Genomic DNA, 15,214 nt, shown 5'->3' with positions numbered 1-15,214 from the left:
GGCTCACATGGATGTGCAACTGCTCCTGCTCTACCTCTCGCCCCTCTTTCTGGTCTTCATCGGCTGGGAGATGCTCTACCTGCGAAAACACGGCACCGCCTATCCCACGGCGGGTTACCAGTGGAAGGATCTCTTCGCCAATGCCACCCTGGCACTGATGCATCAGGGGGGCGATGCCCTGGCAGCCATTGCCATCGCCTATCTCTATGACACCCTCTGGGGCTGGCGACTATTCGATATCGAACTGAACCTCTGGAGCCTCTTGCTGCTCTTTCTGTTGCAGGATCTCTGCTACTGGCTGTTTCACTTCGCGAGCCACCATGTGCGCTGGCTCTGGGCCTCCCACGTGGTGCACCACAGCTCGGAGCGGCTCAACCTCTCCACCGCCTTTCGCCAGAGCCTGATGTACCCGGTCTCCGGCATGTGGCTGTTCTGGATCCCCATGATCCTCATCGGCTTCCCCCCCGAGGCGGTGGTGGCCACCGTACTCTTGAGCCTGGGTTTTCAGTTTTTCGTCCACACCCAGGTGGTGGGCAAGCTGGGCAAACTTGAATGGATTTTCAACACCCCCTCCCACCACAGGGTGCACCACGCCAGCAACGCCAGATACATCGATCGCAACTTCGCCGGCGTGCTCATCATCTGGGACCGGCTGTTTGGCACCTTCGTGGAAGAAGACTTGGGCGAGCCGTGCCGTTTCGGCATCACCAAGCCAATCCACAGCTTCAACCCGCTCACCCTCACCTTCCACGAGTGGCGCGACATGCTGCAAGAGGCCCGTGGCCTCCCCTGGCGGCAAAAGCTCGCCGTGCTGTTTGGCAAACCGGCGGGCCCCACCAGCGGTTGACCCACCGACCAGGATAAAAAAAGAGCGCCCAGGGGCGCTCTTTTTCATGACAGGGACACCCCCCGGGTCAGACGTGAACGAAGGACCAGACGGCGGGGATCAGGCTCAGCAGCGTCACCCCGGCCAGCAGCCGTTCGCGCCCGCTGAGCCGCTGTTCGGCGCCGAGCTGGCGACGGCTGTAGAGAAACAACAGCAGACCCGGCCCGTAGAGCAGAAGCGACAGCAGCAGGTACTCCACCCCGGCGGCGTAGAGCAGCCAGAAACCATAACCGCTCGACACCAGCGCCACCACCCGCATCAGGCCGCGGCCCTGCCCACCCTTGCCACTGAAGACCAGCTTGAGCAGGAAGAGGCCGATGAGCAGGTAGGGCACCAGGATCATGGAGGTGGAGATGAGCAGCAGGTTGGTGTACCCCTTGCCAAGCAGCCACACCAGCAGCAAGCAGCCCTGCACGGTCAGGCTGGTGAGCCAGAGCGAGGCGATGGGGGTGCCGTTGCGGTTCTCGCGCCGGAAGATGGCCGGGAAGGCCCCGTGACGCGCCGCGCTGAACGGCACCTCGGCCGAGAAGAGGGTCCAGCTCACGTAGGAGGCGAGCACCGACACGATGAGACCGGCGCTGATGAGCAGCTTGCCCCAGGAACCCGTCATCTGGGCCATCAGTCCCGCCATGGAGGGGTTGGGCAGGGCCGCAAGCTCCGGGCGGCTCAATATTCCGAGCGCCAGCACCGAGATGAGCACATAGAGCAGCAGCGCCAGCACCACGCCGAGCACGGTGGCGGTGCCCACATCCCGCTTGTTTCTCGCCCGGGCCGAGAGCACCGCTGCCCCTTCGATGCCGGTGAAGACCCAGAGGGTGATGAGCATGGTGTTACGCACCTGCTCGGAGACCGGTACCGCCAGGGTGCTGCCCTCCTGATCCGCCGCAAAGGTGACCGGATCGAACCAGTAGCAGGCGAACAGGATGAACAGCAGCAGCGGCAGGCTCTTGGCCAGGGTCGCCACCAGATTAAACAGGGCCGCCTGCTGCACGCCGCGGGCCACCAGCAGGTGCACCGCCCAGAGGATGCAGGACTCGCCGACAAAAGCTGCCAATGTGTTGCCCTCGCCAAACCAGACCCGCTCCGGCGTGTCGACGAAGCTGCCCAGCGCCGCGAAGGCGATCACCAGATAACCCACCACGCCGATGGTGGCACAGAGCCAGTATCCCCAGGCGGAGAAGAACCCTACCAGCTCGCCAAAGCCGGCGCGGGCATAGCTGTAGATGCCGCCGTCGAGCTCGGGTTTGAGCCGCGACAGGTAAAGGAAGCTCATGGCCAGCGCCAGTATGCCGACCCCGGTGACGGCCCAGCCGATCAGCACGGCGCGAGCGCCCGCCACATCGGCCATGTTCTGGGGCAGGCTGAAGATGCCGGCCCCCACCATGGAGCTGAACACCAGCGCAGTGAGGGACCAGAGCCCGATCTTGCTCTCTTTCATGGGCGCTCCTTAACGCAGCCGGCTGGCCAGCGCCTCGATGTGTTCCGGGCCGATGCCGCAGCAGCCGCCGATGAGGTTTGCCCCGGCTCTGCGCCAGCGCTCGGCCCAGCCGAGGTAATCCAGCGGCCCCAGATCGCCGCGGATCTCGTCCAGACCGTCATTGGCAGTCGCCTCCTTGGGCTGGGGCGGGAAGGCGTTGGCATAGGCGCCGAGGCGAACGTCGGTGCGCCCCTGAACCTGCAACGCGGCGACGGCCACCTTAAGCGCCCCTTCAATCACCTCGGGCTGGCAGCAGTTGAACAGGATGGCATCCACCCCGGCCGACGCCAACGCGGTCACGGCATCCGCCACCCGCTCGCCGGAGCGCAGGGTGGGCTCGCTGCCCGGCGCCTCGTCTTCCAGAGTAAAGGAGACCCAGAACGGCTTGCCGTCCTCGGGCAGCAGGGCCTTGAGGGCCAGGGGCTCGGCGATGAGGCTCATGGTCTCCGCCAGCCAGAGATCCACATGGGGTGACAGGGCACGGATAAGCGGTGTCGCCAGCTCGCTCACCCGCTCGGCCTGATAGAGGTCCGCACGATAGGAGCCAAAGAGCGGCGGCAAGGAGCCGGCCACCTTGACGGCTCCCCCCTGTTCGTCGGCCACGTCTCGGGCCAGTTGCCCGGCCAGAGCCGCAAGTGCCTCCCCTTGGGCGGCAAAGCGTGCCTCGCCGATATGGAAGGGCACCAGGGCATAGCTGTTGGTGGTGATCACCCGGGCACCGCTCGTCGCATAGGCCTGGTGTACCTCGCGCACCGTCTCGGGCGCTTCCATCAACGCCAGTGCCGACCACTCCGGTTGACGGAACGGCGCACCACGCCGCGCCAGTTCACGGCCCATACCGCCATCGAGTACCCACAAATCCTGCTTGTCCATCTCTGTCTCTCTGCGTCTCCCCGCCATGACGGGTGTTTATTGTGTGAAACCACATTAAGCCATCAAAACATCTAGACGGCTAGAAATCCCAAATATCATGACCCAAAGTAGAACAAGAGGCAATCGGGGGCTACGAACAAATCCGGGCAAGCTCAGGATGATGGCGGCAAAGGGAGGTCTCCCCGGCACAGGCATCACCTGGCCAGGCACTGAAACGACAAGAGGCCACCCCGGGGGGTGGCCTCTTGTGAAACAGGGGATCAAGGCGGGCACAGCCGCCGATAACCAGGGGCTCAGCGCCCGGCCAGCACCCGCTTGGTCTGCTTGACCCAGTCGGAGACCCGGCCCTGCTGGGGATAGCCCTGCCAGATCTGCTCCCACTGGGCGGGGCTGAGGGGGCGGCCCAGCCGACGCTGCACCCCGGCATAGAGGTAGTCGTGGGCCGTGGTGCGTGCCTGGGCCGAGGTGAGGAACTTGGCAACAGGGTCAGTGAGACGCACGTCCCGCATGCCGAGCAGCGGATAGTCGCTGTGCACCGCCGCCAGCATGGTCTCGCGCATGGCGGATTCGATGTAACCCCGGGCAAACAGGGCGGTGACCGATTCAAGCGACCCTTGATCCGGGCCGTGATACTCCTCGTCGAACACCGGGCTGGGCTCTGCCACGGCGCTTTGCACCACCGCATCGGGATCCTGCTGCAGGACCACCACGGCAGGCTGGGGAGCGACGGGTTTGGCAGGCGTCACCGGCTTGCGCGGTGCGCTCTGGCTGCAGGCACCCAGTGCCAGGGCGAGCGCCACACAGGCCAGCGCACGGGAATGAGTCTTCATCTTCATGATTGCTAACGAACTCCTTTAGGATTCCTGAGCGGGCTTCTCATTGCTCACAGGTTCTACCCGGGTGACCAGCAACTGGTCAATCTTGTAACTGTCGATGTCCACCACTTCGAACTTGTAACCGGCATATTTGACCGAGTCGGTGCGCTTGGGGATCTTGCGCAGCATGTACATGATGAAACCGGCGATGGTCTCGTAGTTCTGGTTTTCCGGGAACTCCTCGATGTCGAAGGCGCGCATCACGTCGGAGATGGGGGTCACCCCGTCCACCAGCCAGGAGTTCTCGTCCCGCTGGACGATCTGCTCTTCCACCACGTGGGTGGCCCACTCCCCCATGACGGTACTCATCAGGTCATTCATGGTGACGATGCCCACCACCAGGGCGTATTCGTTCATCACCACCGCAAAGTCCCCGCGATGGTTCTTGAAGTACTCCATCGCCTCGTAGAGGTTGAGGGTGTCGGGAATGATGATGACGTTCTGCACCAGGGAGCCGCTGTTGAGATCGATGCTCTGGCCGCTGATGACGCGGATCAGCAGCTCCTTGGCATCCACGAACCCCTTGATGCTGTCGAGGTTGTGGTCGCACACCAGGAACTTGTTGTGGGGGTGCTCGGCGATCTTCGCCTTGATGCTCTCTTCCCCCTCTTGCAGGGTGAAGTAGATGAGGCTCTCTCGCGCCGTCATGGCGGAAGTGACACCCAAGGACTGGAGCTCGAACACGTTCTCGATGAGCTGGTGCTCCTCGCGCTGGATGACACCGGCTTCGGCACCTGCATCCATCACCGCATAAATATCGTCGGAGGTGATCTCGTCGTTGCGCACCATGGAGATGCGCATCAGCCGGAACAGGCCGTTGGCCATGCCGTTGAACAGCCACACCAGCGGCATCAGCAAGGTGACGCACAGCATCATGGGACGCACCACCACCACGGCGATCCGCTCCGGCATGGTCATGGCAAGGCGCTTGGGCATCAGATCCGCTATCAGGATGAACATGCCGGTGACGAAGACGAACGAGGCCGCAGAGCTAATCTGGCCGAGCCAGGGCCCCTGGTAGAAGCCGGCTATCAGCTCCCTGATGGCGGGATTGAGGGCGGATTCCCCCAGGATACCACCGAGGATGGCGACGGTATTGAGGCCTATCTGCACCACGGTAAAGAAGTTGCCCGGCTGGGCCTGCAATGCCAGCACCTTCTCGGCGTGGCGGTTGCCCTCGTCGGCCATCACCTGCAACTTGATCTTGCGGGAGGCGGCAAGGGAGATCTCGGAGAGTGAGAAGAACACGCTGCCGGCGACCAGCAGCATCAGAAAGAACAAACTATCGGCAAAACTCATGATTAACCTATTGCTACAGCCGCCTTAGCACAAGACGGCAAACTGGGCCCGGGAAACCGGACCGTGACTCCATCCGGGACTCACACAGGGGCCATATACTAGCAGAAAAGCGCCCGCTGGGTGGCGTTATCTTGAACTGCCGTGACATGCAATGAAAAAGGCGCTCAAAGCGCCTTTTTATTCAATCAGGGTTGGATTCCCGTCGTGCAGCCGCGACGGGAGCTCCACCCAAGGCGCCCCATCAGCCCTTGCCCAGCAGATCGCTCAGGTCATCGGCCTTGGTGTGACGCACATCCTTGCCCTTGACGTAGTAGACGATGTACTCGCAGATGTGCTGGCAGCGATCGCCGACCCGCTCGATGGCCCGCGCCGCCCAAAGCACGTTGAGCACCTGGGGGATGGTGCGCGGATCTTCCATCATGTAGGTCATCAGCTCGCGGATGATGGACTCGTATTCGCGGTCCACCTTGTCATCTTCCTTGTAGACCGCCAGGGCTGCATCCAGATCCATGCGGGCGAAGGCGTCCAGCACGTCGTGGAGCATCTTGATGGTGCGACGCCCCATGTTCTCCAGCGACACCAGCGGTGGCTGGGGTTTGTTGGCGTTGTCGGTCAGCATGCGGGCAATCTTGTCCGCCACGTCGCCAATCCGCTCCAGATCCGTGATGGTCTTGATGATGGCCATCACCAGCCGCAGGTCGGACGCGGTGGGCTGACGCTTGGCGATGATGCGGGTGCACTCCTCGTCGATCGCCACTTCCATGGCGTTGACCTTGTGGTCGTTGGCCACGATCTTGCGCGCCGCATCCAGATCCTGGCCATGGATGGCGGCGATGGCGTCGGTGAGTTGCTTCTCCACCAGCCCCCCCATCACCAGTACCTGGTTGCGCACGCTCTCAAGCTCGGCGTTGAACTGACCGGAGATGTGTTTGTTGAGGTTCATATTGTCCATACCAGTAATCCTTGTTGCTCCGATTATGCCTTAGCCGTTGAACTGACTGCCAATCTGTTTGTTGATGCCCATCTTGCTCATCTTGCTCATCTCAATCACCGGCATCCCTTAGCCGTAACGACCGGTAATGTAGTCTTCGGTCTTCTTCTTGGCCGGGGTGGTGAAGATGGTGTTGGTATTCGAGTACTCGATGAGTTCCCCCATGTACATGAACGCGGTCTGATCCGAGACCCGCGCCGCCTGCTGCATGTTGTGGGTCACGATCACCACGGTGAACTGGCTCTTGAGCTCGTTGATGAGCTCCTCGATGGTGAGGGTGGAGATGGGGTCCAACGCCGAGGTCGGTTCATCGAGCAACAGCACTTCCGGCTCGATGGCGATGGCACGGGCAATCACCAGACGCTGCTGCTGACCGCCGGAGAGACCAAAGGCGTTGTCGTGCAGACGATCCTTCACCTCCTCCCACAGGGCGGCACCGCGCAGGGAACGCTCGGCGGCCTCGTCCAGGGTACGGCGGTCATTGATGCCCTGCAGGCGCAGGCCGTAGACCACGTTCTCGTAGATGGACTTGGGGAAGGGGTTGGGGCGCTGGAACACCATGCCCACCTGACGGCGAAGGGCGGAGACATCCACGCTCTTGTCATAGATGTTGTGGCCGTGCAGCTGGATCTCCCCCTCGATGCGGCAAATCTCCACCAGATCGTTCATCCGGTTGATGCAGCGCAGCAAAGTGGACTTGCCGCAACCGGACGGGCCGATGAAGGCGGTGACCTGACCCTTGGGGATCTTCATGTTGACGTTGAACAGCGCCTGCTTGTTGCCGTAGTACAGGTTGAGATCCTTCACCTCCAGCGCAGTCTGCTCCGGGGTCAGGTTGAGCAGGTCGGTGGCGGTGTGCGGGGCCGAACTCGGTGTTACGTTGATCATCTGTTTACCTCAAATTCTCTTGGTGGCAGCGGGCAAACGTCTTGCCCGCTGCCGGAATATCTGGTTGGCAGGGAAGGTCCCTGCCCGTCTCTGTAATGGCTGGATTAATGTTCCAGCGACCGGAATTTCTCGCGCAGGTGGTTACGAATACCGATCGCCGTCAGGTTGAGGCCGACGATCACCGTCACCAGCAGGAAGGAGGTGGCGTAGACCAGAGGACGCGCCGCCTCGACGTTCGGGCTCTGGAAGCCCACGTCATAGATGTGGAAGCCCAGGTGCATGAACTTGCGCTCCACGTGCAGGTACGGGAAGTTGCCGTCCATCGGCAACGTGGGAGCAAGCTTCACCACCCCCACCAGCATCAGCGGCGCCACCTCGCCCGCCGCACGGGCGATGGCCAGGATAAGGCCGGTCATGATGGCCGGGCTGGCCATGGGCAGCACGATGCGCCACAGGGTCTCGGCCTGGGTGGCACCCAGCGCCAGCGAACCCTGGCGAATGGTGCTCGGGATCCGGGCCAGCCCCTCTTCGGTGGAGACGATCACCACCGGCAGGGTCAGGATGGCCAGGGTCAGGGCTGACCAGATGACACCGGGGGAGCCGAAGGTCGGGCTCGGCAGCGCTTCCGGGTAGAAGAGGCGGTCGATGCTGCCCCCCAGGGTGTAGACGAAGAAGCCCAGGCCAAACACGCCGTAGACGATGGAGGGCACCCCCGCCAGGTTGATCACCGCGATGCGGATGATCTTGGTCAGGCTGTTCTTGCCCGCGTACTCGTGCAGGTAGACCGCCGCCACCACTCCGAGCGGGGTCACGATGATGGCCATCAGGATCACCATGAAGACGGTGCCGAAGATGGCCGGGAAGACGCCGCCCTCGGTGTTCGCCTCCCGAGGGTCATCGGAGACGAACTTGCCAATCTGGTGGAACCAGTGACCCACCTTGGCCATCAGGCTCATGTCGTTGGGCCAGACCACATCCAGCACCCGGGACATCGGCATGGTCACCAGCTCGCCGCGCATGTCCTTGACAGTGATGCTGTCTCTGTCCGCCTGGGTACGCAGGGAGAAGAGCTCTTTCTCCAGCACCTGGTAACGGTCGTTGAGCGCCTGACGCTCGCTCGCCAGCTCGGCTTTAAGCTGATCGGTCAGCTTGTCATCCAGCTCGGCCTTGCGCTCTTTCAGGCGCAGGCGCTCCAGCTGGTAGTTGATGCTGCCGATGGCCCCTTTTTGCAGGTCGTTGGCTTGGCTTGAGAGGCCGTTGGCACGGGCCAGCACCCGCTGCAAGGCGGGATGCAGATCCGTGGTCAGCTCCTGGCCATCTTCCTTCACCGAGGTGATGTAACCATAGAAGTTGCCGTTGGTGGCGCGTTCCACCATGGCGAGCTCCGCCGGCTGGGTGCGCGATTTGATATCGGTCTCCAGCACCCAGCGAAAATCGAGGTCGACGAACTCCCGGTTGCCGGTCTTGACCAGATAACGGGTAATCTCTTCGCGCTCCTCCCCTTCCAGCGCCTGGCCTGCGGCGCGCAGGCGCTCCACCGGCACCAGCTCCCGGTCGTTGATCTCGCCAATCAGGACGCTCTTGTTGCCGCTTGCATCTTCAAGTTGCCACTCATAGATGGGATGGGGCCAGAAATAGACCAGACCACGCCAGCCAATCAGCAACAACAGACCCAGTACGGCCACCAGACTCAGGCTGACGGCGCCCCCCGTCATCCAGATCCAGGGGGCCCCCGATTTAAACCACTTACCCATTGTCGATTCCTTAGTCCTTACAGAGAGCTGTACTTTTCACGCAACCGCTGGCGGACGAATTCAGCCAGGGTATTGAACAAGAAGGTGAACACAAACAGCACGAAGGCGGCGAGGAAGAGCACCCGGTAGTGGGAGCTGCCCACTTCCGATTCCGGCATCTCCACCGCGATGTTCGCCGCCAGGGTCCGCAGCCCCTGGAACATGGAAAAGTCCATGATGGGGGTGTTGCCGGTGGCCATCAGCACGATCATGGTCTCGCCCACGGCGCGGCCAAGGCCCATCATCACCGCCGAGAAGATGCCCGGGCTCGCGGTGAGGATCACCACCCGGCTCAGGGTCTGCCACGGGGTAGCCCCCAGCGCAAGCGAGCCCTGGGTCAGGTGCTTGGGCACCGAGAAGACCGCGTCTTCGGCGATGGAGAAGATGGTGGGGATGACCGCAAAGCCCATGGCGATACCGACCACCAGGGAGTTGCGCTGGTCAAACTTGATGCCCATGTCGTGGGTCAGCCAGATGCGCGAATCACCGTGCATGAAGGCGTTCTCGATGATGGGGCTCAAGGCGAAGGCGCCCCATCCGATGAACAGCAGCACAGGGATAAGCAGGATGGCGTGCCAGCCTTCCGGCAGCCAGGTGCGGCCGCGCTCCGGCAGATAGTTCCACACCAGGGCGGTGAGCAGCATGCCCATGGGCAGCAGGATCAGCAGCAGGATCACCCCGGGCAGGGCCCCTTCGATGATGGGCGCGAGCCACAGACCCGCCAGGAAGCCGAGGATGACGGTCGGCAGCGCCGCCATGATCTCCACCGTCGGCTTGACGTATTTGCGCAGTCCCGCCGACATGAAGTAGGCGGTATAGATGGCGCCGGCGACACCCAGGGGCACCGCGAACACCATGGCATAGAAAGAGGCTTTCAAGGTACCGAACACCAGGGGCACCAGGCTCAGCTTGGCTTCGAAGTCGTTGCTGGCGGAGGTGGACTGCCACACGTACTGGGGCTCGGGATAGCCTTCATACCACACCTGTTGCCAGAGGGCAGACCAGGTTACCTCGGGGTGATCGTTCTCGACGTCAAAGACCTTGAAGTCATCCCCCTGCTGGGTCAACAGCAGGTTGTGGCGAGGAGAGATGGCAACGGCAGCCAGGTTGCCCCCGTCAACCTTCTCGCCAAGCAGCTTGGCTTCGCCGGTGGCATGGAAGAAGTTGATGGTGCCGTCGCTGCCTGCGCTGATGAAGCCCTTGCGAAAGTGCTCGGGGGTCAGCAGGGCGACCGGCGCGTCACTCTTGAAGTCACGGATCTGGGTGAACTGGCGCTTGCCATCCTTTGCCACCTCGAACCACTGGGAGATGACGCCGTTGTCGTTGCCCACCAGCAGGGAGGACGCACCGGAGAGCAGGGCAACCTGGGTCACGCTGGCATTGGGGGCGTTGATCTCCATGACATTGCGCAGGGAGATGTCGCTCAGGTTGTGGATGTCATAGACCGACAGGCGGTTGCCCTCGCGCACGAACAACAGGCGCAGGTTCGGGGTCAGCAGCATCTGGTCAACATGGCGTGGCAGGGACGGAATGGTGTAGGTCTGGTTGCTCCACTCGATTTCGCCGGAGAGGAAATTCTCCTCGCCGCTCATCACCATCAGCACACCACGACCATCTTCGGTCACGGCCGCGGTCGCCATCTTGTCCTTGGTCGCCTCGAAGACCATGCGCGTCAGCGCCTTGCCCTGGGGATCGATCACCACGGGGGTCTCGCCGAAGGGATATTGCAGGCTGGGCTCGATGACGCGCACGTCATTGGGATAGGAGATCTTGAAATAGGGTTGCACCACCTGGGCCTTGCCGTCGGCAAACCCATAGGCGATGAGTTTCTGGCCCGGCGCAGGCGGCGCGACCGCCGTGATCTCGCCGTTCACCTGCGCCTCGCCAATCACCTGTCCGGTCTTGATCTTGCCATCCGGTTGCACGGCAAAGAACTTGACCTTCCCCAGGTCACTGAAGCGGTAACCTATCTCGTTTTGCTCCTCGACCCCGAGCCAGGCGGTCTTGCCCTTGATGGGCAGGGTGAAGGAAGCGGTGCTCTCCATGCTGGCGCCATTGAAGATGGGCTTCACCACATAAAGCAGGTAGAAGAAGATAAGCAACAGCGCCACCAGCACCAGGGCTCCCCCTGTGGTGACGCCATATTTGGCCAATTTATCCTTGATCCGGCGTTTTCGACTGCCCGCCATGACCAGATTTAACGATTCCGATGACATGCAAGACCTCAATGTGAGCTAGGCTTGGCGGCATTATATGGCGGATGCATGACAGTTTTGTTACATCAACAGCGGCAAAGAGCGCGGGCTTCATCGCAGGGGTGGCAGTTGGTAGGAAGCAGGCCGCCGGTCTGGCAGTGAAATAAAAGCAAACGGGGCCATCAGGCCCCGGTGTCATCGTGAGGAAGCGCCTCTTTCGCGGCGAATCTGGCCGCCTTCTTCTCGGCGCGACGCCGTTTGAAGAAATCCGACAGCTGGGCCGAGCAGGCGTCGGCGAGCACCTCCCCCGTCAGTGCCACCTGGTGGTTGTGGCGGGGATCCAGCAGGATGTCGAACACAGACCCTGCCGCCCCCGTCTTCAAATCCCGGGCACCATAGACCACCCGTTTGACCCGGCTGTGGATGAGGGCGCCGGCACACATGCAGCAGGGCTCCAGCGTCACATAGAGGGTGGTGTCGAGCAGGCGATAGTTTTCAAGCTGCTTGCCCGCTTCCCGAAGCGCCATCACCTCGGCATGGGCGCAGGCGTCGTGCTCGCTGATGGAACGATTCCACCCCTCTGCCACTATCTCGTCCCCCAGCACCAGCACGGCGCCCACCGGGATCTCGCCTATCCCCTCTGCCCTGGCGGCCAGGGCCATGGCATGGCGCATCCAGCGTTCGTCCTGCTCGCGCTGGCTGATCTGTGCTGCAACTTCAGATGGTTTCACGCCCTGATCCTCTCGTCGATATGATGTCGGCTTGCCTGGCACCTGCACGGCATCGGCCGCGCACTCCCGGATTGCTGCGTCCCGGCCCTGGGCACACCGGGCCCCTTCCCCCTCGCGCTGACCGGTAGCCGGTAGCCCACGGCAGAAGATGCTGTCAATGAAAGAGAGGCCAAAGGCCCCGGCGACATCGGAACGCCCCGAGTTGGGTGTTCGCCACCCTGTGCCCGCCTAAGGGGGCGGCGATTATGCCAAAACTCCGGCCAGGGCCCAAGTTGCATCTTGGCTGAACAATAAAGAAGCAGTCGGCATCTCCCTGATAAAAAAGGAGTTGCGCCCGCCAAATCATCCGATTAGACTTCCTCCCCGTCAGCCGAGCTGACTCCGTCGGTGTGTAGCGCAGCCAGGTAGCGCATCTGCATGGGGTGTAGAGGGTCGGAGGTTCGAATCCTCTCACACCGACCAAATTCCCCGAAAATAGCCCAGTCAAACGACTGGGCTATTTTTTTGCCTGCACGCCCGACGCTTGCCTCTTTTCCTCTCACCTCCCCCGTTCATCGGGTCGCCGCTTTTTATTGGCATGAATTTTATACAGAACCACTTGAAGCTTTCATAAAGTGCCGCTAGGATACGCAACTTTTCCGCCGGCCATAAAAACAGGGAGGTGGACACTAGGGTGATGGAATCACCGACCGGCTTGCAATCAATGAGGCAAGCATCCATGACCCAAGCTGTTGACTCCCAGCCCGTTCAGCCCCTGATCTCCCCCACGCCCTCCGAGCTCGATTCCGCAGAGCACGAGTTTGGCAGTTCAGTGCACCTCGATGTGATCGATCTCGCCGCCCCGGATGAAGATTACTGAGACGAGCCCGTGCCATAGTGCGATTCAAGACGCCGGTTTTGCTGTCCGGCACCGCCCTTGACCCCGGCCAACAGACCGCCACCGCAAATAACGACAAAATGCTAGTTTTTCTTCAAAAATCAGTTTGATTGACTACTTACTGCGCCCCAACCTCCCTCTCCTTCATGGACACGCCTTGATACAAACCTACGTTATTGCTCGTCATTTCCCTCTCTCCTGTTCGCCTTCGCCATTTTGACCCAATTTGACATTTTAGTTTTAAACATAAGTTCACTATCCAGTCACTTCATAGCCCCCATGCATGCTGGATTGAACGAAGGCATTTCATACAAATGTTTTTGCAAAGCTTGGAGTAATGTCGGGATTTGTTTTTGCATTTGTAATTTAATTACGTAATTAGTTACATTTTTAACCCATCCCCTCTACCGAAATCCTCCCCCCTGCCGCCCCGGCAACCCAAGAGCATAACCATCTGCAAAGAGCTTTTGCACCAATCACATAAATCCATTTAAAACAGCATCTTAACTATCATCAAGAAACACCTGTTTTAAAAATCAAGTTGACGAATCCGCCATTCTTTTGCACCTTATGAATCGTGTTACCCCGCTGTTATGGGGAGTTTGAAAGAAAGGGATATAGACGTTAGTCGTAGTTAATAAATTCAAAATGTAACTTTTGGAGGAGTACCCACTATGTCGGCACCGGCCCAGACCATCAGCAGCACCCGCCTGCGCATTCAAGGCGAGATGCTTCCCGATTACGCGCAGATCCTGACGCCGGATGCGGTGGCCCTGGTGTCCGAACTGGTGGAACGTTTCGCTCCCCAACGCAACGAGCTGCTGAAGCAGCGAGTCGCACGCCAGGCCCGTATCGATGGCGGCGAGTTGCCGGACTTCCTGCCAGAGACCGCCCATATTCGCGATGGTGACTGGACGGTGCGCGGCATTCCCGCCGATCTGCAGGACCGCCGTGTGGAGATCACCGGCCCGGTCGAGCGCAAAATGGTGATCAATGCCCTCAACGCCAACGTCAAGGTCTTCATGGCCGACTTCGAGGACTCCCTGGCCCCGGCCTGGAACAAGGTGATCGAGGGCCAGATCAACCTGCGCGATGCGGTCAACGGCACCATTGCCTACCAGAGCCCGGAGGGGAAGGCTTATACCTTGAATCCCAATCCGGCCGTGCTCATCTGCCGGGTGCGCGGTCTGCATCTGCCGGAGAAGCACGTCACCTTTGATGGTGCCCCCATTCCCGGCGGCCTGTTCGACTTCGCCCTCTATTTCCTGCACAACCACAAGGCGTTGCTGGCCAAGGGCTCCGGTCCCTACTTCTACGTACCCAAGCTGCAGAGCCATCTGGAAGGGCGCTGGTGGAGCGAGGTGTTCGCCTGGACCGAGGACAAATTCGGTCTGCCCCGCGGTACCATCAAGGCCACCGTGCTCATCGAGACCCTGCCGGCGGTGTTCGAGATGGATGAGCTGCTCTATCAGATGAAGGATCACATCGTCGCCCTCAACTGCGGTCGCTGGGACTACATCTTCAGCTATATCAAGACCTTGAAAAACCACCCGGATCGCGTCCTGCCGGATCGTCAGGTGGTGACCATGGACAAGCCGTTCCTCTCTGCCTATTCGCGACTCCTTATCAAGACCTGCCACAAACGCGGCGCGCTGGCGATGGGGGGCATGGCTGCCTTTATTCCGGCCAAGGACGCGGCCGTCAACGAGCAGGTGTTTGCCAAGGTGCACGCGGACAAGCAGCGCGAGGCCGACAACGGCCACGATGGCACTTGGGTCGCCCACCCCGGTCTGGCCGATACCGCCATGGCGGTGTTCAACGCCACCATTCCGGCGGGTGCCCAGAACCAGATCGGCGTGCTGCGCGAGCAAGATGCCCCCATCACGGCCGCCGATCTGCTGGCCCCCTGTGAGGGTGATCGCACCGAGGCGGGCATGCGCACCAATATCCGCGTCGCCCTGCAATACCTGGAAGCCTGGATCAACGGCAATGGCTGCGTGCCCATCTACGGACTGATGGAAGATGCCGCCACCGCCGAGATCTCCCGCACCTCCATCTGGCAGTGGATCCGCCACGGCAAGACCCTCTCCAACGGTCAGGCAGTGACCAAGGCGCTGTTCCGCCAGATGCTGGCCGAGGAGCAGGAGGTGGTCAGAGGCGAAGTGGGCGAGGCCCGCTGGCAATCGGGCCGTTTCGCCGAGGCAAGCGCCCTGATGGACGAGATCACCTGCGCCGACACACTCATCGATTTTCTGACGCTGCCCGGCTACGAGCGGCTGTGAGACCCGGGCCGGTAACGGCCCCCATAACAAGTCAATGGAAACGTGAA

At 61.3% G+C, this 15,214-nt stretch carries 12 protein-coding genes and 1 tRNA gene; 4 read left to right on the top strand and 9 right to left on the bottom strand.

Features of this window, described 5'->3' with window-relative positions; translation table 11 throughout:
- The first annotated feature begins 7 nt into the window (after positions 1–7).
- Complete coding sequence (locus AB5Y59_RS19820) at positions 8–847, top strand: sterol desaturase family protein (RefSeq protein WP_029314750.1); 840 nt, start codon at positions 8–10, stop codon at positions 845–847.
- 67 nt (positions 848–914) lie between these two features.
- On the opposite strand, the gene AB5Y59_RS19815 is transcribed toward AB5Y59_RS19820, so the two are convergent.
- The 9 genes from AB5Y59_RS19815 to tadA form a co-directional block, all read right to left on the bottom strand.
- Positions 915–2,324, bottom strand: a complete 1,410-nt coding sequence (locus AB5Y59_RS19815) for a basic amino acid/polyamine antiporter (protein ID WP_042864109.1) — start codon at positions 2,322–2,324, stop codon at positions 915–917.
- A 9-nt stretch (positions 2,325–2,333) separates the two neighbouring features.
- Complete coding sequence (locus tag AB5Y59_RS19810; RefSeq protein ID WP_039040257.1) at positions 2,334–3,236, bottom strand: homocysteine S-methyltransferase family protein; 903 nt, start codon at positions 3,234–3,236, stop codon at positions 2,334–2,336.
- A 293-nt stretch (positions 3,237–3,529) separates the two neighbouring features.
- On the bottom strand, positions 3,530–4,072 hold the full coding sequence (locus tag AB5Y59_RS19805) for a hypothetical protein (RefSeq protein WP_180344755.1): 543 nt from the start codon (positions 4,070–4,072) through the stop codon (positions 3,530–3,532).
- An 18-nt stretch (positions 4,073–4,090) separates the two neighbouring features.
- Positions 4,091–5,410: a hemolysin family protein gene (locus AB5Y59_RS19800; RefSeq protein WP_124244578.1), complete on the bottom strand. Its 1,320-nt coding sequence runs from the start codon at positions 5,408–5,410 to the stop codon at positions 4,091–4,093.
- Positions 5,411–5,651: 241 nt separating this feature from the next.
- A complete protein-coding gene (gene phoU, locus AB5Y59_RS19795) occupies positions 5,652–6,362 on the bottom strand; it encodes a phosphate signaling complex protein PhoU (RefSeq protein WP_029314752.1) in 711 nt (236 codons plus the stop codon).
- Positions 6,363–6,470: 108 nt separating this feature from the next.
- A complete protein-coding gene (gene pstB / locus AB5Y59_RS19790) occupies positions 6,471–7,289 on the bottom strand; it encodes a phosphate ABC transporter ATP-binding protein PstB (RefSeq protein WP_010675264.1) in 819 nt (272 codons plus the stop codon).
- A 104-nt stretch (positions 7,290–7,393) separates the two neighbouring features.
- Positions 7,394–9,043: a phosphate ABC transporter permease PstA gene (gene pstA / locus AB5Y59_RS19785; protein WP_042864111.1), complete on the bottom strand. Its 1,650-nt coding sequence runs from the start codon at positions 9,041–9,043 to the stop codon at positions 7,394–7,396.
- 17 nt (positions 9,044–9,060) lie between these two features.
- The gene (locus AB5Y59_RS19780; protein WP_045524162.1) at positions 9,061–11,298 is read right to left on the bottom strand and encodes an ABC transporter permease subunit; all 2,238 of its coding nucleotides are present in this window, start codon (positions 11,296–11,298) and stop codon (positions 9,061–9,063) included.
- 161 nt (positions 11,299–11,459) lie between these two features.
- Positions 11,460–12,008 carry a tRNA adenosine(34) deaminase TadA gene (gene tadA, locus AB5Y59_RS19775; protein WP_102948620.1) on the bottom strand — a complete coding sequence of 183 codons (549 nt, stop codon included), beginning with the start codon at positions 12,006–12,008 and terminating at the stop codon, positions 11,460–11,462.
- 385 nt (positions 12,009–12,393) lie between these two features.
- Between tadA and AB5Y59_RS19770 the strand changes: the two genes are divergently transcribed.
- From AB5Y59_RS19770 to aceB, 3 genes are all read left to right on the top strand, one after another.
- Positions 12,394–12,470: transfer RNA gene (locus AB5Y59_RS19770), tRNA-Pro, on the top strand.
- A gap of 256 nt (positions 12,471–12,726) precedes the next feature.
- On the top strand, positions 12,727–12,867 hold the full coding sequence (locus tag AB5Y59_RS19765) for a hypothetical protein (RefSeq protein ID WP_164882083.1): 141 nt from the start codon (positions 12,727–12,729) through the stop codon (positions 12,865–12,867).
- A gap of 692 nt (positions 12,868–13,559) precedes the next feature.
- Positions 13,560–15,167 carry a malate synthase A gene (gene aceB, locus AB5Y59_RS19760; RefSeq protein WP_102948621.1) on the top strand — a complete coding sequence of 536 codons (1,608 nt, stop codon included), beginning with the start codon at positions 13,560–13,562 and terminating at the stop codon, positions 15,165–15,167.
- Positions 15,168–15,214 lie beyond the last annotated feature (47 nt).

The sequence above is a fragment of the Aeromonas sp. s10 genome (assembly GCF_040907975.1).
Classification (GTDB): domain Bacteria; phylum Pseudomonadota; class Gammaproteobacteria; order Enterobacterales; family Aeromonadaceae; genus Aeromonas; species Aeromonas caviae.
The sequence above is the reverse complement of the archived record's forward strand: the minus strand, read 5'-3'. Positions and strand labels throughout refer to the sequence as shown.

Bases quoted from the DNA above. Each gene is read 5' to 3' on its own strand.
- AB5Y59_RS19820 (WP_029314750.1), top strand. From the start codon at position 8: ATGGATGTGCAACTGCTCCTGCTCTACCTCTCGCCCCTCTTTCTGGTC.
- AB5Y59_RS19815 (WP_042864109.1), bottom strand. From the start codon at position 2,324: ATGAAAGAGAGCAAGATCGGGCTCTGGTCCCTCACTGCGCTGGTGTTC.
- AB5Y59_RS19810 (WP_039040257.1), bottom strand. From the start codon at position 3,236: ATGGACAAGCAGGATTTGTGGGTACTCGATGGCGGTATGGGCCGTGAA.
- AB5Y59_RS19805 (WP_180344755.1), bottom strand. From the start codon at position 4,072: ATGAAGATGAAGACTCATTCCCGTGCGCTGGCCTGTGTGGCGCTCGCC.
- AB5Y59_RS19800 (WP_124244578.1), bottom strand. From the start codon at position 5,410: ATGAGTTTTGCCGATAGTTTGTTCTTTCTGATGCTGCTGGTCGCCGGC.
- phoU (WP_029314752.1), bottom strand. From the start codon at position 6,362: ATGGACAATATGAACCTCAACAAACACATCTCCGGTCAGTTCAACGCC.
- pstB (WP_010675264.1), bottom strand. From the start codon at position 7,289: ATGATCAACGTAACACCGAGTTCGGCCCCGCACACCGCCACCGACCTG.
- pstA (WP_042864111.1), bottom strand. From the start codon at position 9,043: ATGGGTAAGTGGTTTAAATCGGGGGCCCCCTGGATCTGGATGACGGGG.
- AB5Y59_RS19780 (WP_045524162.1), bottom strand. From the start codon at position 11,298: ATGTCATCGGAATCGTTAAATCTGGTCATGGCGGGCAGTCGAAAACGC.
- AB5Y59_RS19765 (WP_164882083.1), top strand. From the start codon at position 12,727: ATGACCCAAGCTGTTGACTCCCAGCCCGTTCAGCCCCTGATCTCCCCC.
- aceB (WP_102948621.1), top strand. From the start codon at position 13,560: ATGTCGGCACCGGCCCAGACCATCAGCAGCACCCGCCTGCGCATTCAA.